Raw genomic sequence first — 21593 nt, forward strand, 5'->3', positions numbered from 1 at the left:
AGCGGTTCTGTTAGGCGCTCTAAGCCGGACCAGGCCGACCTTGTCGGTCGGCTTCGGATCGTGATGCCGGGTACAAGCCCAACGTCCCCGGGGTTGCTTACGTGCCCGTGCAGATGAGGTCCCGGCCGGACACAAGGTCGGCATAATGGGCCATGACATGCTGATGTCGTGGCCGCCGCTCATAGGTCCGCTTCTTCCTACCAAGCAGACTTCTGGGCTCGCAGGCTTGAAGGTCTGCAAGGGGTCAGGAGTTCGTCTGCCGCCTGGCGGCATGAACCGATCCGAGGCCCTCTGGCGCGGAACCGCCGCTCCCGACCCCATGCGGTCGTTTCGTGGCGACGGATCGCAGCTTCGCGTGGGGCCAGCGGTTCGTATGCCGCCTGGTCGGCTGTGCGCCAATTTCCGACCTTCAATCACTTCAGCTGGAGTGGCAGCTCGTCACCTGATAGCGGACCTCTCGCAAGCCGGCGAGTTCCATTATCGAAAAAAACCCCATCAACAGTTGGTCGCGATAGCTCGTCGTCGACAAATATAAAAATTTCGGCGCATCCTTGGCGGCGACCACTAAGCTAACAATTTTAGTGGCCTTCATGGCCAAGGATTAGATTATAATGCTGCAGAATTGGGCTTGGCAGGAATCGCAGCGGAAGGATCGGGGCCTCACACTGGCATAGCGAAAGCAAGCGCACTGGCTCTCGAAGGTACGTGCGACCAAGGCCGGGTAAGGCGACGCGCTCTATCCCGTTGTCAAGACTGCCCGATCCGCATGTGGAGGCGACGTTTCCAAGGGCTGCGCAGTCGCTTGCGCGGCGGCTGCCGGCTTGCTGGGACATCAGGGCCGTTGCAGTCGATCTGCGCCAGGGCAGCGGCGCCCGCTTCCACCGATCCTGGCTCGCCCCCTGCAGCCGGCCCGGCGGCACATGCTTGACATGTTCCCAATCACGCAGGCGCTGCGATAGCATCCCTATCCACTTCGATCGTCTTAGGATCAGCAACGGTTCCGCGCCCCGCCACGTATCATCGGCCACTGACTGGGCATGTCTGGGAGGCCGGAGCCATCATGGCTGATGATCACCTATATCATTTTTCTCTATTTGATGAACAACCGCTCTGCACGCACGATCCTTCCGACTGGACGCATACAAGAACGCCGTCACGCGCGGTCGCCCGAAAGAACAACCGGAGGAATCATGCCCAATCACCGCGACCTGCGCACATTCGCTGACGTCTGACGGACAGCGGCATCATGCAGCCGAACTGGGTCGTGCTGTCGCTCACGTTGGCCTACTTAGCAGCGATGGGGTTGATCAGCGTCGTCGCGCGCCGTCACGCCAGGAGCGCCGTCAGCTTCACGTCGGGAGGAGCGCGTTACCCGGCAGTCCTGATCGGCTTCCTGCTCATGTCCGAGTTCATCGGTACGGCGGCGAGCGTCGGCACGACGCAGACCGCCGCGAAGGTCGGCCTCTCGGCGGCCTGGAACATCGTGGCCCTCGGCATCGGCTTCATGCTGTACGCCTTCTTCCTGGCCCGTCGCTTCAAGACGCTCGGCGAGAACACCATCTCGGGCGCGCTGGCCCGCGCCTATGGACGCCCGACCAAGCTCGCCACCTCGGTCATCATGATCTTCGCCCTGCAGATCGTGGCGATCTCGACCTACGCGGGCGGCGGCTCCATCTTGGCGGGGCTGCTCGGGATGGACCGCACCACGGCGATCGTCATCACCGGCGCGGTAGCGACGCTCTACGTCGGCATCGGCGGCATGCGCTCCGTGATCACCACCAATGTGCTGCACGCCGTCGTCAAGTACGTCGGCATCCTGGTCGCAGCGGTCTTCGCCGTCTCGCAAATCGGCGGCCTCGGGTCCCTGCAGGCACAGGTTCCGGCCCGGATGTTTGCTGTCGACACCGTCGGCTGGTCCCAGATCCTGGCTTGGCTCGTGGCCGGGATCGGCGCGGTCTTCTCGACACAATACGTGATCCAGGCTATCAACACCGTGGAGGACGGTCGCACCGCCCAGGCCGCGAGCTTCTGGTGCGCAATCCTTCTCGTTCCGTTCGGCCTGCTGGCCGCCCTCGTCGGCGTGTGCGCCGGCGCCTTGATGCCGAACGTGCCGCCGATCGGGGTGCTGCCGGCGCTGATCGGCCGGATGGACGACGTCCTTGCCGCGGTCGTGGTCGCGGGCCTCGCCGGTTCGCTGTTAGGCACGATCTCGGCGCTCAGCATCGGTGCGGCGACGCTCCTCTACAAGGATTTCTACATACCCCTTCGCGGCGATGTGGAAGGACGCGGCTCGCTCGCCTTCGTGCGTGCGGCGACGATCGCGGTGGGGCTGCTGCCGATTCCGCTCGCGATCTACGCGCCGGATATCCTAAAGGTTACCTTCCTCGCCAAGTCCCTGCGCACCACTCTCGCGGTCCTGGTCCTGTTCGCCTTCTACGCGCCACACGTGGCGCGGCCGCGGGCCGCATTCGTCAGCATCGTCGCGTCCCTCTTGCTGACGATCGGCTGGTTCCTGGCGGGCGACCCATTCGGGATCGACAATGCCTACGTGGCTCTGGTCATCCCACTGGTCGTGATGGGGACGGATCACCTGCTGAAGCGGTCAGGCGCGGACATCCCGGCCTCTGTTCCGGTATCCCTGCGACAGAAGTAGAAGCGAGGCTGGGCATGGCGACGGCTGGCTGCGTTCGGCACCGGGTGCTAGGCTGTTCTCATGTCTGATGCTCTCGAAATCACGTACGGAGATTTCGGCCGCGTTGCCCTGCTCGACATGGATCGCGGGTTGGTTCGCCACGCCCATCCGCACTGCCACGTGCTGCTGAAGGTCGAGGGTGACGACACGCAGTTCCTGGTCGGCGACCGGGTGGTCAACCTGACCGACAGCCAGGCGGTCCTCGTCAACGCGTGGGAGACCCACGCCTACGTCCACGATCCGCGCCGCGAGCCGTCGATGATCCTCGCGCTGTACATCGAGCCGGCATGGCTCGGCGCCTTCCGGCACAATTGGTCGGCGAGCGCCGCACCGGGCTTCTTCGACGAGCCCGCCGGGCTGATCACCGCGGCGATCCGCGGTCTCGTGCGGGATCTCGCCGCCGAGATGGTATACACCCCCGGTTCACCGCGCATCCGAGGCGAGCTGCTGCCGGGACTGATGATCGCCCTGATCGAGCGGTTCACGAAGTGGCGCGAGATCGGAACCTCCCTGCGCGAAGCAGGGCGGCGCCCGCGGGGAGACTGGCGTGTGCAGCGGGCCATGGCCCGGATGCGCGGCGAGGACGGGCTCGGCCTCAGCGCCGAAGCCCTGGCCCGCGAAGCCGGCCTATCGCGCGCCCATTTCTACCGCCTGTTCGAGCAGACGACCGGCGCCTCGCCGCACGTCTTCCTCAACTCGATCCGGATCGAGCGCGCCGTCGAGGCGATCGTCGCGGGCGACGAGAGCCTTTCGGATCTCGGCACGAAGCTCGGCTTCGCGGCACCCGCGCATTTCTCACGCTTCTTCCGCGACCACGTCAGCGTGCCCCCGAGCGTCTTCCGCGGCATCGTCCGCCGCTCGGCCGGCTTCGCGGCCTGATCCCACCCGCCGCAACTCACGCGCTGCTCCCCTGCCTGCACGACCGCCGCCCATTGCCGGACGGGGTGCGACGCTCGCCTGTCCCGTGCGCCGGAGAAGCAAGGGTCGCACCCCTGCACCAGCAAGCCCGCCCGGACGTCACGATGCCGGCCCGCGGATTTTGAGACGTTTCGGTAAGTCGTGAGACGGGGGCGCCTCACGTCCCGCGGCGGCATCGATGCAGTTTGCACCCACGGGGCCTCCCTAGAGCCTCGAACGAGGAAGCGAGCATTGGGCATCGAGCACAGCCGTTTCGTCGGGCAGTCGGTCGAGCGCGTCGAGGACGCCGCTCTGCTGTCCGGACGCGGACGCTACATCGACGATCTCGGGCACAAGCCCGGTACGCTGCACGCGGCGATCCTGCGCTCCCCTCACGCGCACGCCGACATCCTCGGCCTCGACGCCGACGCGGCCCGCGCACTCCCGGGCGTGGTCGCGGTGCTCACCGGACACGATCTCGCCGACGTCGCCGGTCCCCTCGTCCCGGCGCTCCGCGCCGCCGTGGACGCACGGGCGATCGCTGTCGACCGGGTGCGCTACGTCGGCGAGCCGGTCGCCGTGGTCGTGGCGCAGGATCGTTACGTCGCCGAGGACGGCTGCGACCTGATCGAGGTCGAGTACCGCGCCCGTCCGGCGATGGTCGATCCGCTGGCAGCGCTGGCCGAGGACGCGCCCGTCCTGCACGAGGGCGTCGGGCAGAACCTCGTCAGCGACCGCGCCTTCCGGTACGGCGACCCGGACACCGCCTTCGCGCAGGCCCGCCACACCCTCTCGGTGACGGTCCGCTATCCCCGGAACACCGGTTCGCCGATGGAGACCTACGGGGTCGTCGCCGAGTACGACCCGAGCGACGATTCCTACGATCTCCTCGCGAACTTCCAGGGCCCCTTCAGTATCCATGCCGTGGTGGCCCGCGCCCTCAAGGTGCCGGGCAACCGCCTGCGGCTGCGCACGCCGCCGGATTCCGGCGGTAGCTTCGGCGTGAAGCAGGGCGTCGCCCCCTACGCGGTCCTGATCTGCGCCGCCGCCCGCAAGGTCGGGCGCCCGGTCAAGTGGATCGAGGACCGGATGGAGCACCTCGCCGCCTCGGTCTCGGCGACGAACCGCGTCACCACCCTGACGGCCGCCTTCGACGGCGAGGGCCGCATCGCTGCCCTCGACTGGGACCAGGTCGAGGATTGCGGCGCCACCCTGCGCGCACCGGAGCCGGCGACCCTGTACCGGATGCACGGCAACATGACCGGCGCCTACGCGATCCGGCACGTGCGCATCCGCAACCGGGTGGTGGTCACCAACAAGACGCCGACCGGACTCGTGCGCGGCTTCGGCGGCCCACAGGTCTACTACCCTCTCGAGCGCCTCGTGCAGCGCATCGCCGCGACGCTCGGGCTCGACCCGCTCGACGTGATTCGCCGGAACCTGATCCCGGCGGACGCCTTCCCGTACCGCACCGCGACCGGGGCACTGTACGACTCGGGCGACTATCAGCGCGCCCTCGACGAGGCCGTTCGCGATGGTGGTCTCGACGCTCTGCGCCGCCGTCGCGAGGCGGCGCGGGCGGAGGGCCGGCTCTACGGCATCGGCTTCACGGCCGCGGTCGAGCCCAGCGTCTCGAACATGGGCTACATCACCACAGTGCTGACGGCCGCCGAGCGCGCCAAGGCCGGGCCGAAGAACGGCGCGCAGGCCACCGCCACCGTCACTCTCGATCCGGTCGGCTCGGTGACCGTGCAGGTCGCCTCGGTGCCGCAGGGCCAGGGACATCGCACCGTTCTCGCCCAGGTCGTGGCCGATGTCTTCGGCATTCCGCTCGATCAGGTCCGGGTGACCACGGATCTCGACACCGCCAAGGATGCGTGGTCGATCGCCTCGGGCAATTATTCGAGCCGCTTCGCCGCCGCGGTCGCCGGGGTGGCCTACCAGGCCGCCACGAGCCTGCGCGACCGGCTCGCCCAGGTGGCGGCGGCTCAGCTCAACGTGCGGGCCGACGACCTCGTCTTCGCGGGCGGCCGCGTAGCGTCGCGGACGAACCCGGACGCCGCGCTGCCCTTCGCGCGCGTCGCCGCGACGAGCCACTGGTCGCCGGGCCTCGTGCCCGACGAGGTCGGCTCCGTCATCCGCGAGACGGCGTTCTGGACGCCGCCGGAGCTGGCTGCACCCGACGAGGGCGATGCCGTCAACTCGTCGCTGTGTCACGGCTTCATCTTCGATTTCTGCGGCGTGGAGGTGGATCGGGCGACGGGCAAGCTCATCATCGACCGCTACGTCTCAATGCACGATTGCGGCCGGATCCTCCATCCCGGCATGGTCGAGGGCCAGGTACGCGGCGGCTTCGCCCAGGCGCTCGGCGCCGCTGTGTACGAGGAGCTCGCCTACGGCGAGGACGGCGCCTTCCTGTCAGGCACCTTCGCCGATTACCTCTTGCCGACCGCAACCGAGATCCCCGACCTCGTCGTCCTGCATCTCGAGAGTCCCTCTCCTTTCACACCCCTCGGAGCGAAGGGCGTGGGCGAGGGCAACTGCATGTCAACGCCGGTCTGCCTCGCCAATGCGGTGGCGGACGCGCTCGGGATCGACGCTATCGACCTGCCGCTGACGCCCGCCAAGCTCGCCGCGCTCAGCGAGCGCAGCGACGAGCCGGCTCCCCCGCAGGGCCGCACCGTACAGGCGCAGGCCCGCCCGGGCGACCGGACCATGCGCGGCGAGGGTGAAGCCCGGGTGACGGCGGCCCCGCAGGCGGTCTGGGCGATGCTGCTCGACCCCGCCGTGCTGACCTCGGTGATCCCGGGCGCGCATGGCGTGCGCAAGCTGTCGGAGACGCATTTCCGAGCCGACGTGACCCTCGGCGTCGGCCCCGTGAAGGGCCGCTACAAGGCCGACATCACGCTCTCGGATCTCGATCCGCCCCGGGCCGCGACGTTGTCGGGCACCGTGACGGGGGCGCTCGGCAACGGCGGCGGCAGCGGGCGGATCACCCTGGCGCCGGACGCCCGGGGCGGGACGCGCATCGGCTACGCCTACGAGGCCTCCGTCGGCGGCAAGGTCGCGGCGGTGGGTGGCCGTCTCCTCGACGGGGCGGCCCGGGTGATCATCGGCGGCTTCTTCTCCGCCCTCGCGCGCCGTGCCGGCGGCGAGTCCCGGCCCGGACTGCTGCGCCGGCTCCTCGCGCGCCTGGGGGTCTCCGCATGAAGCCCGCCCGCTTCGACTACCTGCGCGCCGCGAGCCTCGACGAGGTTCTGGAGGCGCTGACCCGCCATCGCGACGAGGCCCGCATCGTCGCGGGCGGCCAGTCGCTCGTGCCGATGCTGAACATGCGGCTAACGAAGCCCGCGCTGATCGTCGACCTCATGCGGATCGAGACGCTGCGGTCGCCCCGCCGCGAGAACGGCGCCCTCGTCATCCCGGCGGGCGTGCGGCAGACGCTCCTGCTCGACCGGCCGGGCCTCGCTGACGAGGTGCCGCTCCTGGCCGCAGCCCTCCCCTTCGTCGGCCACGTCCAGACCCGGGCCCGGGGCACCCTGTGCGGCTCCGTCGCCCATGCCGACCCCAGCGCCGAGATCCCGCTCTGCCTCGTCGCCCTCGAGGGCGAGGTGCATCTGCGCTCCGCCAAGCGGGCGCGGCGGGTGCGGGCCGACGACTTCTTCGTCGGGATGATGGTGACCGACCGGGCCGACGACGAGCTCGTCGAGGCGATCGCCCTGCCGGTGCGCAGGCCGGGCTCCGGCTACGCCTTCGCGGAGATGGCCCGGCGCCACGGCGATTTCGCCATCGTGGCCTGCGCGGCCGTGGTCGACGGGCAGCGGATGCGCCTCGCGGTGGGCGGCGTCGCCGACCGGCCAACCGCCCGCGACTGGCCGCTCCTAGACGGCGCCGCCCTCGACGACGCCCTCAACGCCCTCGCCTGGGACCTCGGCGCAGGGGACGACGTCCACGCCACTGCCCGCTACCGCCGCAACCTCGTGCGCCGCCTCGGCCGCCAGGTCCTCGAACAGGCCGCAGAGGAGGCCCGCCGATGCCACGGCTAGACGCGACGCGACGCCACGAGGTCGCCTTCACGCTGAACGGCGCCCCCGCCCGGGTCGAGGTCGAACCGCGGACGCTGCTCACCGACGCGCTCCGCCACGGCCTCGGCATGACCGGCACCCATGTCGGCTGCGAGCACGGTGTCTGCGGCGCCTGCACGATCATCATCGACGGGTTGCCCGCCCGCGCCTGCCTGACGCTCGCCGTCGCCGTGGAGGGCAGCGACGTGCGCACCGTCGAAGGGCTGGCGCCGGAACCCGGCCGGCTCGGCGTGCTCCAGGCGGCCTTCCGGCGCCACCACGCCCTGCAATGCGGCTTCTGCACCGCCGGCATCCTGATGTCGCTCGACGCCTACCTGCGGCACCGCCCGCACGCGACGCAGGGAGAGCTCACCGAGGTGATCGGCGGGCATCTCTGCCGCTGCACCGGCTACGCCCCGATCATCGCGGCCGCCGTCGAGGCCGCCGCCCTGCTGCGCGGCGAACCGACCGAGGAGACCCCATCCCATGCTTGACCTTGGCACTAGCTTCCTGGCGAGCGTGTCCCGCGACCCGCGGGGCATCGCCATCGTCGACGGGGAGATCCGCCTCACCTACGCGGAGTGGTATGGGCTGGTCTCCTCCGTGGTCGCGGGCCTCGACGCGCTCGGCCTTAAGCCCGGCGACCACCTCGTCACGGTGCTGCAGAACCGCCTGGAAGCGGCGACGCTCCACTGGGCCTGCCAGTTCGCCGGCCTCGTGCTCACGCCGGTCAACTGGCGGGCGAATCCCGACGAGATCGACTTCGTGGTCGAGAACGCGGAGGCGAAGGCGGTCGCCTACGAGGGCGTCTCGGCCGCGAGCGTGCGGGCGAGTGCCGCCGCCCGCCTCTGCCCGCGCATCGTCGTCGGTGTGGAGCCCGAGCCCAGCGAGACGCGCTTTGCCGACCTCGCCGCCGTGCCGGCCGAGCCGGTCGCGCCACGGGCCGATGCCGAGGCGGTCTCGCTGATGCTCTACACGTCGGGCACCACGGCGAAACCCAAGGGCGTGCCGCGCCGCCACCGCACGGAGCGCGCCGCCGCCCTCGCCCACGTGGCCCAGAACCTCTATGGCCGCGGCGAGCGGACCCTCGGCGTCATGCCGCTCTACCACACGATGGGGGTGCGCTCGCTGCTCGCCATGTCGCTCATCGGTGGCACCTTCGTGTGCCTGCCGCGCTTCGACGTGGCGGGCGCGCTGCGTCTGATCGCGGCCGAGAGGGTGACGAACCTCTACCTCGTGCCGACGCTCTACCACGACCTCGTCCACCATCCGGACTTCGCCGCGACCGACACGTCGTCGGTGCGCAAGCTCGGCTTCGCGGGCGCGCCGATGACGGACGGCCTCCTCGGCCGGCTGACCGAGGCGTTCCGGCCGGACCTCTTCGTCAACCATTACGGCTCGTCGGAGGTCTACACCTTCACGATCAACCAGGACGCCGCGGTGAAGCCCGGCTCGGCGGGGCGGGCCGGCCTCAACACCCTGGTGCGGATCGTCCCGCTCGCGGCCACCGATCCGCACGCGGCCGCCGCCCCAGGCGAGGAGGGCGAGATCGCAGTGATCGCGCGCGGCGACGAGGCCTTCGAGGGCTACTGGCGCCGCCCGGAGGCCGACGCGAAGGCGTTTCGCGATGGCTGGTACTTCACGGGCGACACCGGCTTCATGGACGGCGATGGCGACGTGTTCGTGACCGGCCGGGTCGACGACATGATCATCACGGGCGGGGAGAACGTCTCTCCGGTCGAGATCGAGAGCTGCCTGTCGCTGCACCCGGCCGTCTCGGAGATCGCCGTGGTCGGCCTGCCCGACGAGCGCTGGGGGAAGGTGGTCACCGCCTTCGTCAAGCGCCGTGCGTCCGTCGACGAAGCCGCTCTCGACGCGCATTGCCGCGCGGCCGGGCTGCCGAGCCACAAGCTCCCACGCGCCTACGTGTTCGTCGCCGCGATCCCAAAATCCCCGGTCGGCAAGCTCCTGCGCCGCCAGCTCGTCGCGGGCGCGTACGAGGCAGAGGCGGCGAGCGACCCCTCCGCCGCCGCCTGAGGCAATTCCCTCCCCCCCAAAGGCCTTGTCTCCAAGGTCAACGAGAGAGTGACCCTATGACCAGCGACCCCCGGCTTTCCAACCTCGACGGCTTCCGCGTCGAAATCGACCCCGCCCGTGAACGCGCCGACGTCATCCTGGCCCGCCCGCCCATGAACGTGATCGAGATGCCCCAACGTGACCAGATCCGGAAGGTGTTCGAGGCCCTCGACGAAGATGACCGCGTCCGCGTGATCGTGCTGCGCGCCGAGGGCGAACACTTCTCCTCCGGCGGCTACATCAAGGGCTTCCTCGACGCCTCGCCCGAGCATGTCTCCAAGCTCGCCTGGAACATGGCGGCGCCGGCCCGCTGTGCCAAGCCCGTGATCGCGGCCAACCGCGGCTATACGTTCGGCGTTGGCTTCGAGATCTCGCTCGCCTGCGACTTCCGCATCGTCTCGGAGACCTGCCGGTACGCGTTGCCCGAGCAGAAGCTCGGCCAGATCCCAGGCTCCGGGGGCTCAGCCCGCCTGCAGAAGATCGTCGGCATCACCCGCACCAAGGATATCGTGATGCGCTCGAAGCGCATTCCCGGCCGGCAGGCGCTGGAATGGGGGATCGCCACCGAGTGCGTGCCGGACGGCGAACTCGAAGCTGCCGTCGACGCGCTGGTGGAGGAGCTGCGCGGCTTCTCGCCCATCGCCCAGCGCACGGCCAAGAAGCTCCTCAACGACACCGAGGACTCGACCCTCTCGATCGCCATCGAACTCGAGGGCCACTGCTACAGCCGCCTGCGCCAGTCCGACGACTTCCGCGAGGGCGTCGAGGCCTTCCACGCCAAGCGCAAGCCGAGCTTCCGCGGCTCGTAGCGCTGCCCCGCCCGAGCCGGCGACAAGAACCAGCGCCAAGAGCCGGCCGGGCGTCCCCGAAATCGACCCTCATGACCATCGGAAGGCCCGGCCGCACCGGCTGGGCCAACGATGCCGCGTGCCCGAAGGAGGAAACCCGATGTCCGCCGCCACCACGATTCCCGTGTCCGAGGCCTTGCCCAAGCCGACGACCCGCCAGACCGCCACCGCCGCCATGGCCTCGCTGTTCGGATGGGGCCTCGACCTGTTCGACCTCTTCATCCTGCTCTACGTTGCTCCCGTCATCGGGACGCTGTTCTTCCCCGCCGACAAGCCGATGCTGTCGCTTGCGGGCGCCTACGCATCCTTCGCCGTCACGCTGCTGATCCGTCCCCTCGGCTCGGCCCTGTTCGGGTCCTACGCCGATCGCCTCGGCCGGCGGCGCGCGCTGATGATCGCCGTGGTCGGGGTCGGCGTCTCGACCGCGGCCTTCGGGCTCCTGCCCACGGTCGGCCAGATCGGCTGGGCCGCTACGGCGATCTTCCTCGCATTCCGCCTGATCCAAGGCATCTTCGTCGGCGGCGTGGTCGCGGCCTCGCACACGATCGGCACCGAATCCGTCCCCGAGCGGTGGCGCGGCCTGATGTCGGGCGCAGTCGGCGGCGGCGGCGCGGCGATCGGCGGGTTACTGGCCTCGCTGGTCTTCTACGTGATCTCCCTGCTGGCACCCGGCGAGGCCTTCGCCTCCTGGGGCTGGCGGGCGATGTTCTTCTCGGGGCTCCTGACCTCGGCCGTCGGCCTGGTCCTGTTCCGCAACCTTGAGGAATCGCCGATCTTCCGACAGCTCCAGGCGGAGAAGTCGGCGCGCCGCGCCGGGGCACCCGTAGTCGCCTCGCCGGTGCGTGCCCTGTTCTCGGCCGAGTACATCAGGGCCTTCCTGGTCTCGACCCTGATCTCGTTCGGCGGTGGCGCAGCCTACTATCTCACCTCCGGCTACCTGCCGACCTACCTCAAGCTCGTGAATGGCGTTCCGAATGCGACCGCGTCGATGATGCTCATCGCCGCCAACGTCGCCGCCGCATTCGGCGCCTGCGCGCTCGGCGAACTGAGTCAGCGCATCGGACGCCGATCGAGCTTCCTGCTCATGGGCGCAGTGCGACTGGTGGCCTTCCCGGCGCTCTTCCTCGCCATGGCCCAGACCACCGACACTGCGCTCCTCACAGTCTACGTCATGCTCCTGTCCCTCATCGCCAACGCGAGCTACGGCCCGCTGCTGATCTTTCTCAACGAGAAGTTCCCGACCGCTTTGCGCGCCACCGGCACCGGCCTGACCTGGAACGTCGGCTTCGCGCTGGGCGGCATGCTGCCGACGCTGGTGTCGCTGGCGGTCGACGGTCCCGGCCAGATCCCGATGATGCTCGCGATCTTCACGACCGCCGTCACCGCCGTCTACCTCGTTGGCGCCTTCATGACGGAGGAGACGCGGGGCAACCTCGAGCGCATCTGAGCGCTCCCTTCTCTGCAGACTTGTACCTGCCGCTGATCCCGGGACCGGCCAGGGCATACCTGGCCGGTCACTCCCGTTTCCGAAGGAATGTGCGATGGACGCCCACGCGCTCTGGGCCTTTGCCCTTGCTCTCTATGGCCGTCCGGGGGCCGCGCCGGCCTGCCTCGCCCTCCAGGACGAAGCGGCGGCGGACGTGACACTCGTGCTCTACCTGATCTGGTGCGCGGAGACTGGCCGGCCTCTCAATGCAGAAGCGGTCCGGTCGGCCGACGCCGCCGTCGCGCCGTGGCGCGCAGCCGTGGTCGCACCGCTCAGAGCCGTGCGCAGGGCCATGAAGGCGCCCCTCCTGCCCGGCCTCGCGACAGAGTCGCTACGGGACAGGATCAAGGCCTCGGAAATCGAGGCGGAGCACCTCGCCTTGGTAATACTCGCGGGGGGCGCGCCCGCTCCGGAGCCGTCCGCTCCCGAGCCCCTCGCAGCGGCAAACCGATACCTCGACCTTTACGCCGTTCATCTCGGCCGGCCCCTGCCGCGAGTCCCCCGCGAGGCGCTGCTCCGGGCTTTGGCAGAAGCATGACCTCAAGAACTGGCGTCGCGCCAGCGCCGGACCCGCCCGGATTCGATCTCGAAGAGGTCGAGTACCCGGCCGAGCGTGTGGTCGATCATCTCGGCGAGGCTCTCGGGCCGCGCGTAGAAGGCAGGGACCGGAGGCGCGATGATCGCCCCCATCTCCGACAGGGCCGTCATGGTGCGCAGGTGGCCAGTATGCAGGGGGGTCTCTCGCACCATGAGGACGAGACGGCGCCGCTCCTTCAGCACCACGTCCGCGGCCCGGGTCAGCAGGCCAGAGGTCACGCCGGTGGCGATCTCAGCCATACTGCGCATCGAGCATGGCGCCACGACCATGCCGCGGGTGCGGAAGGAACCGGAGGAGATCGCCGCGCCAATATCGGCCTGCGCGTACGTCCGGGCGGCCAGTACGCGCACCTCTGAGACCTTGAGGTCGGTCTCGTGGGCGAGCGTCACCTCGGCCGAGCGCGACATCACGAGATGTGCCGGAATGTCGAGGTCGCGCAGGATCTCCAGCAGGCGGATCCCATAGATCACGCCCGAGGCCCCCGAGATGCCGACCACCAGGGGCAGGTTCGTCACGGCGCTGTACCCTCGACGAGGCCCGGCGCCTGATAGATGTGTTTCAGTTCCGTGAAGTCATGGACTGCGTCGTAGCCGTGCAAGCGCCCCAGGCCGCTCTGCCGGTAACCGCCGGTTTCGGCTTCGGCGAACAGCTTGTTGTGGTCGTTGATCCAGACCGTGCCGTTGCGCAGCGCCCGGGCCACCCGCAGCGCCCGCGCCCCGTCGCGGGTCCAGACGCTGGCGGAGAGACCGAACACGGTATCGTTCGCCCGCGCCACCGCCTCGGCCTCGGTGTCGAAGGCTTCGAGCACTACAAAGGGCCCGAAGATCTCCTCCTGCACGAAGTCCGCATGCGGATCGTCGTGCGCGACGAGGGCCGGCGTGAGGAAGGCGCCGCGCGCCCGCGCCCCGTCGGGAATCGTGGCCCGCAGCAGCACCCGGTCGGCCGCTGCGCAGGCTGCCTCCATCCGGGCCGCGACCGCGTCGCGGCTCGCCCGGTCGATCAGCGGGCCCATCTGCGTGCCAGCCTCGAGGCCCGGTCCGACCCGCAGGTCGGCCAGGGCAGCGGTCAGAGCGTCGCGCATCGCGGGCAGCCCCGCACGGTGGACGAGGACGCGCCGCGCAGCGGTACATTGCTGGCCCGAGATGACCGTCGCGGCGGCGGCAAGCTTGCGCGCGACGTCGCCGATCTCCGCGTCGGGGAAAACGAGGCAGGCGGATTTTCCCCCGAGTTCCAGCGAGAGCTTCTTCATGCTGTCGGCGGCGGCCCGCATGATCGCCTTGCCGGTCGCCGTCGAACCGGTGAAGCTTAGGACGTCGACGTCGTGCGACACCGACAGGTGCTGGGCACCTGCGTGCCCGGTCTCGACCACAACGTTGACGACGCCCGGCGGCAGCCCGGGGGCGGTCAAGAGCGGCGCCATCAGGGCCGCGTTGAACACTGCTGTCTGCGCGGCGGGCTTGACGACGGTGGTGCAGCCCGCGGCCAGCGCCGGAGCGAGCGAGCGGACGAGCAGCACCGCGGGCGCGTTCCACGGCACGATGATGCCGGCGACGCCGGCCGGCTCGCGCTGCATGGTCGAGAGCACGCCGGGCTCGGGTTCCAGTACGTGGCCCGGTATGTGGCGGGCGAGGCCCGCGTAGTAGAGGATCTCGGAAATCGCGCCCGCGAGTTCCCCGCGCGCCTGCGCGAGCGGCTTGCCGTTGTCGCGGGTCAGGAGTTCGGCGAGGGGCTCCTTGCCGGTTTCGAGCGCGGCTGCCCAGTGCAGCAGCACCGTTTGCCGCAACCGAGGCGACGACGCCCAGATGCCCCGGTCGAAGGCCCGTCGCGCGGCGGCGACGGCTGCTTTGGCCTCCCGGGCGCCACCCTGCGCGAGGTGGCCGACCCGCTCGCCGCTCGCCGGATCGAGGCTGTCCGCCTCCGGCTGGCCGTAGGCCTCCCCGTCGATCCAGTGGCGTGCCACCGCGTCCATGCCTGCTTCCCCGCTCTCTGATGTGCGTCCCGGGCCTGGGCGCCGGGTTGGGGCGGAATGGTAGGGTTGAGGGTGTTTTCCTGTCGAATAAGGATGGATGATGCGGGCGATCAGCGGGACGTCGGTTCGCCGGTCAGGGACCCGTGACGATATGGGCTTGGAGCGCGGCCGCTGCTGCCGACAGCTCCTCGCCAAGGATCTCGACGAAGCGCATCGCCGCGGGGGTGAGCGGGTATTTTGGGTGATGGATGATGACGAGCTGGCGGGTGATCCGCGGCGCCACGATGCGGTAGGCCTTGAGCGAGCCCTCAACGAGCTGCCGGCTCACCGCGATGCTGGGAAGGACCGTGAAGCGGTTCGAGCGCGCGACGAAATCCGCGATCGCGGAGGGCAGGTCGAGTTCGATCTGGGGGCTCAAGGTGATGTCCTCCGCGCCGACCCGCCGGTCGAGTTCCAGGCGTAGACCGTGGCGGGCCGAGGGCAGGACGAGGTCGAGTCCGACGAGATCGCGCGTGCGCACCGGCATGGGGATCGGCAGCGGCGTCGCGCTCCCGCCCACCACCACCATCTCTTCATCGAGAAGTGGCTCCATCATCAGGCCGAGGCGGCGGTTGGGCTTGTTGATCACCGCCAGGTCGAGGCTGCCGTCGCCAACGCCGTCGATGAAGGTCGAGGAATAGCCGTCCGCCAGAGACAGTTCCACCTGCGGGTAGGTGGCGGCGAAGCGCGCCAGCACGCTCGGCACCACGCTCATCGAGAGCGATGACAGGATGCCTGCGGTCACCCGCCCCGACACGCTCTGGGAGAGCTGCGCCATCGTGGCCCGGGCCTCGGCAACGTCGCTTAGGATCGGCTGCACGAGCCGGTGCAGCAACCGGCCTGCGGCGGTCGGCACCATTGCCTTAGGTTGCCGCTCGAAGAGCCGCTGATCCAGTTCGCGCTCGAGCTTGGCGATCTGCATGCTGAGTGCTGGCTGCACCACGTTCATCCGCTGCGCCGCGCGCGTCACGCTGCCTTCCTCGAACAGAGCGACGAAGTAGGAGATCTGGCGCAAATCCACGTGCGGAATCCTGGCTTCCGGCGGTGCTCCAGTGCGGCGGTCGGCCGTCGAAAACACGCCGTATCACAGGAGCATAAGCCTGCTGCCACGGCAATTCAGACCGCCTGATCGGCCCCATCAGCAATCCTTATTTCAGTCCGTCGCCGCAGCAGCCTAACGAGACGGGACGACGGCGCCCCGCGCGGGCCGCGACCGGGAGGACAACATGAGCGTGCCGGCCCCAACCCGATCCCTGCGCGACTGGCTCGCCCGCCTCGGGCAGAGCGGGCGCCTCAGCGTGACACGGCCGGGCATCGGGCTTCGCCACGAGGCCGCGGCGGTGGCGAACCGGCTTGACGGGCGCAGCGCCACTCTGTTTCCCCGCCCCGACGGTCAGGACGGCACCATCGTCTCGGGCCTCGTCTCCAGCCGGGCCTGGATGGCCGAAGCGCTCGGGACGACGGAGGACCGCCTCGTCGCGCATGTCCAGCAGGCCTGTGCGGCGCCGCTGCCCTGGCGCGAGCGTGAGACCGGGCCCGCCCAGAGCATCGTCCACCGCACCGACATCGATCTCCTGCGGATGCTGCCCGTGCCGACGCTCAACGAGCACGATGGAGGTCCCTACATCTCAGCGGGGCTGATGATCTCGCGCGATCCCGAGACCGGCGCGCAGAACGTCGCCATCCTGCGCTGCCAGATCAACGGGCCCGACCGCATCGGCGTTCTCGTGCTGCCGCGCCACACCGATCATTTCTACCGCCGCGCCGAAGCCGCCGGCCGCGGCCTGGAGGTCGCGCTCGTCGTGGGCGTCGATCCCGCCTGCCTGCTCGCCTCCCAGGCGATCGTGCCGCTCGGCCAGGACGAACTCGAGATCGCCGGTGCGCTCACGGGCGTTCCCCTCGACGTGGTGAAGTGCCTCACGAACGATGTGCGCGTGCCGGCAGAAGCCGAGATCGTGATCGAGGGGAGAATCCTGCCGGAGCTGCGCGAGCCGGAGGGGCCGTTCGGCGAGTTCCCGCAATATTACGGCGAGCGGGCCGAGCGCCACGTTATGCAGGTCGACGCCGTCACCCACCGCGAGCGGCCGCTCTTCCACATGATCGTCGGAGGCGGACTCGAGCACCTGCTGCTCGGGGCAATCCCCCGCGAGGCCACGATCCTGGCAACCCTCAAGCGTAGTTTCCCAGGGGTCGAGGACGTCCATCTCTCCCTCGGCGGGGTTGGCCGCTACCACCTCTACGTGAAACTGCGCAAGGCGCAGGAGGGCGAGGCCAAGAACGTCCTGCTTGGCGCCTTCGCGGCCCATTACGACATCAAGCACGCGGTCGTCGTCGATATGGACGTGGACATCCACGATCCGAAGGAGGTCGAGTGGGCGGTCGCCACCCGCTTCCAGGCCGACCGCGACCTCGTGGTGGTCGCGCATTCGCAGGGCTCGAAGCTCGACCCGTCCGCACGCGAGGGCGTGGGCGCCAAGATGGGCCTCGACGCCACGGCACCGCTGGACGCGCCGCCGATGAAATTCACCCGCATCCGCGTGCCAGGCCAGGCCGAGCTCGACCTCGCGGCCGTGGTCGTGCCGGATGCGGACTGGCGCGCGGTACTCGGGGGATGATGCGCATGAGCGAACTGCCCCATGAGGTCGATGTGCTCGTTGTCGGCGGCGGCTCGGCCGGCTGCGTCCTCGCCAAACGTCTCTCGGCCGATCCGAACCGGCGGGTGCTTCTCGTCGAGGCCGGCTGCGACACGCCCCCAGGACAGGTGCCGGCCGAGATCCTCGACAGCTACCCGATGCCGCTGTTCTTCGGCGACACCTACATCTGGCCCGGCCTCGACGCGGCCGTCACTCGCGGGGCCGATGGGCGGATCCGGCGCCGGGCCTACGAGCAGGGCCGCGTGATGGGCGGCTCGTCGAGCATCAACGTGCAGGCGGCCAACCGCGGTCTCCCGCGCGACTACGACGCCTGGGCGGCGGCCGGGGCGAGGGGCTGGGGCTGGGACGACGTCCTGCCCTACTTCCGCAAGCTCGAGACCGACCTCGACTGCGACGGCCCGCTGCACGGGCGCGACGGCCCCCTGCCGATCCGACGCATCCTCGAACCGGCCTGGCCACCCTTCGCACACGCGGTTGCGACGGCTCTCGACGCGACCGGCCTGCCGCGGCGCCTCGATCAGAACGGCGAATTCGAGGACGGGATCTTCCCGCCGGCCTTCTCCAACCGGGATGACGCCAGGGTTTCCTCTGCCGCGGCCTATCTCGACGCGCCCACGCGGGCGCGCGGGAACCTCGTCATCGCTGCGCACACGCAGGTCACCGACCTGGTGTTCGACGGACGGCGCGCCGTCGGCGCGCAGCTGCGCCAAGCGGACGGACGCGAGCAGCGCGTGGCGGCGCGGGAGGTGGTAGTCTGCGCAGGCGCGTTGCAATCGCCGGTCCTGCTCCTGCGGGCCGGGATCGGACCCGCAGAACACCTGCGTACCTGCGGCGTGACCGTCCTCGCGGACCGGCCCGGGGTCGGCGAGAACCTGCGCGACCACCCAGCCCTGACCATCGCGCAGTACCTGCCCCGTCGGCTTCGCCTGCCGCTGAGCTACAGACGGGCGAGCTTCGTCGCCCTGCGCTCCTCCTCCGGCCTGCCGGGCGGTACACCCTCCGACATGTACCTCACCGCCTCCGCCCGCGGCGGCTGGCACGCGCTCGGGGCGAGCCTCGCCCTCTATTTCCTATGGGTGAACCAGCCGCACTCGATCGGGCGGCTGCGCCTCGACCCGGCCGATCCGGCGGGCCGTCCGGACGTCGACCTCGGCCTCCTGTCGGATCCGCGCGATCTCGAACGGCTGGCGACGGGCCTGCGCGACCTCGTTGCGCTCGTGGTCTCGCCGCAGCTCAATCCGGATCCCGCGGCGATCTTCCCGGCGAGCTTCACGCCTGCGATCAAGCGGCTCAGCCGGGTTACGCCTCGCAACCGGCGCGTCACTGCCCTGCTGGCCCGGCTCCTCGACGGTCCTGCCCCCTTGCGCCGGCTGATGCTACGCGCCGTGTCCGGCGGGGTCGATCTCGGCCGGATCGCTGCCGACGACGCAGCCCTGCGGGACTTCGTGCGCGAGACGGTCTTCGGCGTGTGGCATGCGAGCGGCACCTGCCGCATGGGCGATTCCACCGACAGGGGTGCGGTGGTCGATCCAACCGGGCGGGTGATCGGCGTCGAAGGGCTCTCCGTCGCGGACGCCTCGATAATGCCGAGCTTGCCGAGTGCCAATACCAACGTGCCGACCATCATGATCGGCGAGAAGATCGCCGATCACCTCGTCGCGCAGCTGGGAGCCGGGGCCTGAGGCCGCCGGCACCCGGGCGTCAGGCGAGGCGAGCCCGCGTACGCCGCTCGGCCTCCTCGATGCTTGTCGCCGACAGATCCGGATCCGCCGACCGGATGTCGGCCCGCATGTGGTCGTGCGATGCGCCGTTGAACAGCGTCCCGACGAGGGATCGGTCGAGGTCGCTGGTGCCGAACAGTGCGTCGCAGATCGGGAATGTGAGGTTGAAGTTGCGGGTCTGCATGAACCCGAGCACGTGATGAATGTAGTGCATTCGCCGCACCGTGTTCACCAGGGGGATGTGCCGCAGGTAAGGATGCCTCGTGTCATCGAGGTGTGAGAGCGTGTGCAGGCCCTCGTAAAGCAGGTAGTAGGCGGCCATCGTGAGCACGACGATGTACCCGGCATTCGACGAGATCAGCCAGCCGGCCAGAAGCGCCGGCGGCAGGGCGGCGAGCACGAAGCCGATCGGGGCGAAGGGCGGGAACAGCAGAGCCCGCCATTCCTTGTGGCCACTGTAGCCAAGGTCATGGTGCGTGAAGAACTGATGGTGTACTGTGCAGTGGCGCTTATAGATCATTGTGAGCCCGGGCACCGGGCGGTGCAGCACGTAGCGGTGCGCGGCCCACTCGCACCAATTGCCGAGAAGCACGATCGGCACAACCAGCAGCCACTCCCATGCCGAGGAGGCCTCGATCCGGTTCCAACAGTACAGGACCGTACCGCCGGTGATCAGCAGCGTGAAGCCGAGATGGATCGCGCCGTGGTACCAGGGCGGGGTTTCGGCCACGAAGCGTTCGCGAAAAGTGCTCTGGCGCTCCTGCTCGCGCCGGTCGCGCTCCGGGCTTTGGAAGACGGGTGTCATTGGTTTCCTCCTCGTCTCGCTTTCCCTCTCGGACGGGGAACCTGCTTGCGAGACGTGGAGTGTGGCGCAGCTCGCGCGCAGAACCCTGATCACCCCGGAGGCTGACTTATCAATCCGGATGTTTTTCGCGCGCCCAACCGGAGTTGTAGGCGTGCGCATGGGTTAATCTCCCCAATCGGAACTATGGTGATGCCGGCCCGGGCCGGCAGGGAAGGTGATCGCGGATCGTGACCCAGGCTCTCGGAATCCTGCGCGGCGCGTTCGGCCGGGTGGCGCTCCTCGACATGGACACCTCCCTCGTTGATCACGCGCACCATCATTGCCACGTGATCCTGAAGGCGAGCGGCCCCGACCAGGATTTTATCGTCGCGGGCCGGGCGCTGCCCGTGCGCGACGACACCGCGATCTTGATCAACAGTTGGGAGCCGCACCGCTACCTGCACCGGGGTGGGCTGCAACGGACGGCCTTCCTCGCCCTTTACATCGAGCCCGCTTGGCTCGCTGGGATTGATCGCGCGTTCCGGCCCTGCGGCGCCGGCCGCTTCTTCGAAGCGTCCTGCGTGCCACTCGACGGCACCCTGTGGAGAGCGCGCGAGGACCTTGTACGGCGCATAGGTTGCCACGATACTGACGCAGCAACGCTCGAAGACCGGATCCGTGCCCTGATTATCGCCCTGGCGCATCGCTATGGAGACCGGCAGCCCCCGCGTGTGGCACTGTTGACCGATCACCGCATCCGGCGGGCCCTTCAACTTATGCGGGAATCGGGTGCCGTACCCCGCGATCTCGACACCGTCGCGAGGTCGGCCGGTCTATCGCGGCCGCACTTCAACACGCTTTTCCGCCGCTGCACGGGGCTGAGCCCGGCCGTCTACACCAACGCCGTGCGCGTCGAAGCTGCTGTCGCGGCTATCCTAGACCCCGCCACAACCCTTGCCGTGGTCTCTGACGATCTAGGCTTCAGCGCACCAGCCAACTTTACCCGCTTCTTTCAGCAACATACCGGCACAATACCCAGTCAGTTTAGGCGTGTCGTCGCTGATCTTCCGTAAGTGATATTGAGTTAGAATCGCGATTGAGTAGCGAATAATCTGATCGGGAGCTGGGAGGCGGTCGCTCGATCAAGAGTCGTGAAGGGGGCGATCAGCGCTCATTATTCATCGTAGACATCAGGATAAAGGGGCGGCTATACTACATGGAGTGGAAATTAGCGATTTATAAGGCTGCCAATAGCGTCTGAAGCGAGTATTGCCTCGCTGAAAACTTGATATCAATACTTATAATCTAAATCGCATATCTCACCGGGCCATGTGCCATATACCTTTGCGATATTTTCGAACCCGAATGTCCGGAAGCTGCTCGCAACCGAACGTTTCTTATACGCATCATGAAGGGCCGCTTCGGGTCATATCCGGCTGGCTCATGAAGCACCCTCCTGGCAGAGTTGCCCCACTGAGGCGAGGCTGCCGTGCTGGGCTCAGGGTGCCCCACGACCAGCGGGGCAGCGCGAGAGCATGCGAGCAGCAGAACGCCCCTCGAACGCGCTGTATGATGCTTCTGGCGCATCAGCGATGGGTGCCCTCCCCCAAGCGGAGAGCGGGAGCGAACCGGCCCTTGGGATGTTGCCTGTTGAGGGCACCCTCGACACCTCCCTGCGCCCGCACCTTATCTGAGCTGAAAGCCCCCTACCCTGCTGATCGGACAGAGCTTTTTTCAAGCTGCGCTAGTGCACTGACTCAAACGG

The 21593-nt window shown here is 68.9% G+C and carries 16 protein-coding genes; 12 read left to right on the forward strand and 4 right to left on the reverse strand.

Going from position 1 to position 21593, the window contains the following annotated elements:
- The first annotated feature begins 1246 nt into the window (after positions 1 to 1246).
- The 9 genes from A5481_RS31240 to A5481_RS31280 all read left to right on the forward strand — a co-directional run bounded on the left by A5481_RS31240 (position 1247) and on the right by A5481_RS31280 (position 12601).
- Entirely contained in the window at positions 1247 to 2653 is a 1407-nt protein-coding gene (locus A5481_RS31240; protein ID WP_048436748.1) for a sodium:solute symporter family protein, read from the forward strand.
- Between the two features lie 60 nt (positions 2654 to 2713).
- Positions 2714 to 3571, forward strand: coding sequence for an AraC family transcriptional regulator (locus A5481_RS31245; RefSeq protein WP_048436749.1), 858 nt, complete (start codon positions 2714 to 2716; stop codon positions 3569 to 3571).
- Positions 3572 to 3841: 270 nt separating this feature from the next.
- Complete coding sequence (locus A5481_RS31250; RefSeq protein ID WP_048436750.1) at positions 3842 to 6799, forward strand: xanthine dehydrogenase family protein molybdopterin-binding subunit; 2958 nt, start codon at positions 3842 to 3844, stop codon at positions 6797 to 6799.
- Entirely contained in the window at positions 6796 to 7635 is an 840-nt protein-coding gene (locus tag A5481_RS31255; RefSeq protein WP_048427912.1) for an FAD binding domain-containing protein, read from the forward strand. Before A5481_RS31250 ends, A5481_RS31255 begins: the two co-directional genes overlap by 4 nt.
- Positions 7623 to 8147, forward strand: a complete 525-nt coding sequence (locus tag A5481_RS31260) for a (2Fe-2S)-binding protein (RefSeq protein WP_048436751.1) — start codon at positions 7623 to 7625, stop codon at positions 8145 to 8147. The genes A5481_RS31255 and A5481_RS31260 overlap by 13 nt, the downstream gene beginning before the upstream one ends.
- A complete protein-coding gene (locus A5481_RS31265; protein ID WP_048436752.1) occupies positions 8140 to 9690 on the forward strand; it encodes an AMP-binding protein in 1551 nt (516 codons plus the stop codon). Before A5481_RS31260 ends, A5481_RS31265 begins: the two co-directional genes overlap by 8 nt.
- 56 nt (positions 9691 to 9746) lie before the next feature.
- A complete protein-coding gene (locus tag A5481_RS31270) occupies positions 9747 to 10538 on the forward strand; it encodes an enoyl-CoA hydratase/isomerase family protein (RefSeq protein ID WP_048427915.1) in 792 nt (263 codons plus the stop codon).
- A 139-nt stretch (positions 10539 to 10677) separates the two neighbouring features.
- Entirely contained in the window at positions 10678 to 12024 is a 1347-nt protein-coding gene (locus A5481_RS31275; protein ID WP_048427916.1) for an MFS transporter, read from the forward strand.
- 94 nt (positions 12025 to 12118) lie between these two features.
- Positions 12119 to 12601: a TIGR02444 family protein gene (locus A5481_RS31280; protein WP_048436753.1), complete on the forward strand. Its 483-nt coding sequence runs from the start codon at positions 12119 to 12121 to the stop codon at positions 12599 to 12601.
- Between the two features lie 2 nt (positions 12602 to 12603).
- Here A5481_RS31280 and A5481_RS31285 read toward each other — a convergent pair whose 3' ends face one another.
- The 3 genes from A5481_RS31285 to A5481_RS31295 all read right to left on the reverse strand — a co-directional run bounded on the left by A5481_RS31285 (position 12604) and on the right by A5481_RS31295 (position 15690).
- Positions 12604 to 13176, reverse strand: a complete 573-nt coding sequence (locus tag A5481_RS31285) for a UbiX family flavin prenyltransferase (protein WP_048436754.1) — start codon at positions 13174 to 13176, stop codon at positions 12604 to 12606.
- A complete protein-coding gene (locus A5481_RS31290; protein WP_048436755.1) occupies positions 13173 to 14630 on the reverse strand; it encodes an aldehyde dehydrogenase family protein in 1458 nt (485 codons plus the stop codon). Before A5481_RS31290 ends, A5481_RS31285 begins: the two co-directional genes overlap by 4 nt.
- Before the next feature lie 133 nt (positions 14631 to 14763).
- Positions 14764 to 15690, reverse strand: a complete 927-nt coding sequence (locus A5481_RS31295) for a LysR family transcriptional regulator (RefSeq protein WP_048436756.1) — start codon at positions 15688 to 15690, stop codon at positions 14764 to 14766.
- A gap of 205 nt (positions 15691 to 15895) precedes the next feature.
- Between A5481_RS31295 and A5481_RS31300 the strand changes: the two genes are divergently transcribed.
- Positions 15896 to 17284, forward strand: coding sequence for a UbiD family decarboxylase (locus A5481_RS31300; protein WP_048436757.1), 1389 nt, complete (start codon positions 15896 to 15898; stop codon positions 17282 to 17284).
- A 5-nt stretch (positions 17285 to 17289) separates the two neighbouring features.
- Complete coding sequence (locus A5481_RS31305) at positions 17290 to 19005, forward strand: GMC family oxidoreductase (RefSeq protein ID WP_048436760.1); 1716 nt, start codon at positions 17290 to 17292, stop codon at positions 19003 to 19005.
- Between the two features lie 19 nt (positions 19006 to 19024).
- On the opposite strand, the gene A5481_RS31310 is transcribed toward A5481_RS31305, so the two are convergent.
- On the reverse strand, positions 19025 to 19849 hold the full coding sequence (locus tag A5481_RS31310) for a sterol desaturase family protein (RefSeq protein WP_048436758.1): 825 nt from the start codon (positions 19847 to 19849) through the stop codon (positions 19025 to 19027).
- Between the two features lie 227 nt (positions 19850 to 20076).
- Between A5481_RS31310 and A5481_RS31315 the strand changes: the two genes are divergently transcribed.
- On the forward strand, positions 20077 to 20901 hold the full coding sequence (locus A5481_RS31315; RefSeq protein WP_048436759.1) for a helix-turn-helix domain-containing protein: 825 nt from the start codon (positions 20077 to 20079) through the stop codon (positions 20899 to 20901).
- The last annotated feature ends 692 nt before the right edge of the window (positions 20902 to 21593 follow it).

The organism is Methylobacterium platani, assembly GCF_001653715.1.
Lineage (GTDB): Bacteria > Pseudomonadota > Alphaproteobacteria > Rhizobiales > Beijerinckiaceae > Methylobacterium > Methylobacterium platani.

Coding starts and splice junctions, on each gene's coding strand:
- A5481_RS31240 (WP_048436748.1), top strand. CDS start 1,247: ATGCAGCCGAACTGGGTCGTGCTGTCGCTCACGTTGGCCTACTTAGCA.
- A5481_RS31245 (WP_048436749.1), top strand. CDS start 2,714: ATGTCTGATGCTCTCGAAATCACGTACGGAGATTTCGGCCGCGTTGCC.
- A5481_RS31255 (WP_048427912.1), top strand. CDS start 6,796: ATGAAGCCCGCCCGCTTCGACTACCTGCGCGCCGCGAGCCTCGACGAG.
- A5481_RS31260 (WP_048436751.1), top strand. CDS start 7,623: ATGCCACGGCTAGACGCGACGCGACGCCACGAGGTCGCCTTCACGCTG.
- A5481_RS31265 (WP_048436752.1), top strand. CDS start 8,140: ATGCTTGACCTTGGCACTAGCTTCCTGGCGAGCGTGTCCCGCGACCCG.
- A5481_RS31270 (WP_048427915.1), top strand. CDS start 9,747: ATGACCAGCGACCCCCGGCTTTCCAACCTCGACGGCTTCCGCGTCGAA.
- A5481_RS31275 (WP_048427916.1), top strand. CDS start 10,678: ATGTCCGCCGCCACCACGATTCCCGTGTCCGAGGCCTTGCCCAAGCCG.
- A5481_RS31280 (WP_048436753.1), top strand. CDS start 12,119: ATGGACGCCCACGCGCTCTGGGCCTTTGCCCTTGCTCTCTATGGCCGT.
- A5481_RS31290 (WP_048436755.1), bottom strand. CDS start 14,630: ATGGACGCGGTGGCACGCCACTGGATCGACGGGGAGGCCTACGGCCAG.
- A5481_RS31300 (WP_048436757.1), top strand. CDS start 15,896: ATGAGCGTGCCGGCCCCAACCCGATCCCTGCGCGACTGGCTCGCCCGC.
- A5481_RS31305 (WP_048436760.1), top strand. CDS start 17,290: ATGAGCGAACTGCCCCATGAGGTCGATGTGCTCGTTGTCGGCGGCGGC.
- A5481_RS31310 (WP_048436758.1), bottom strand. CDS start 19,849: ATGACACCCGTCTTCCAAAGCCCGGAGCGCGACCGGCGCGAGCAGGAG.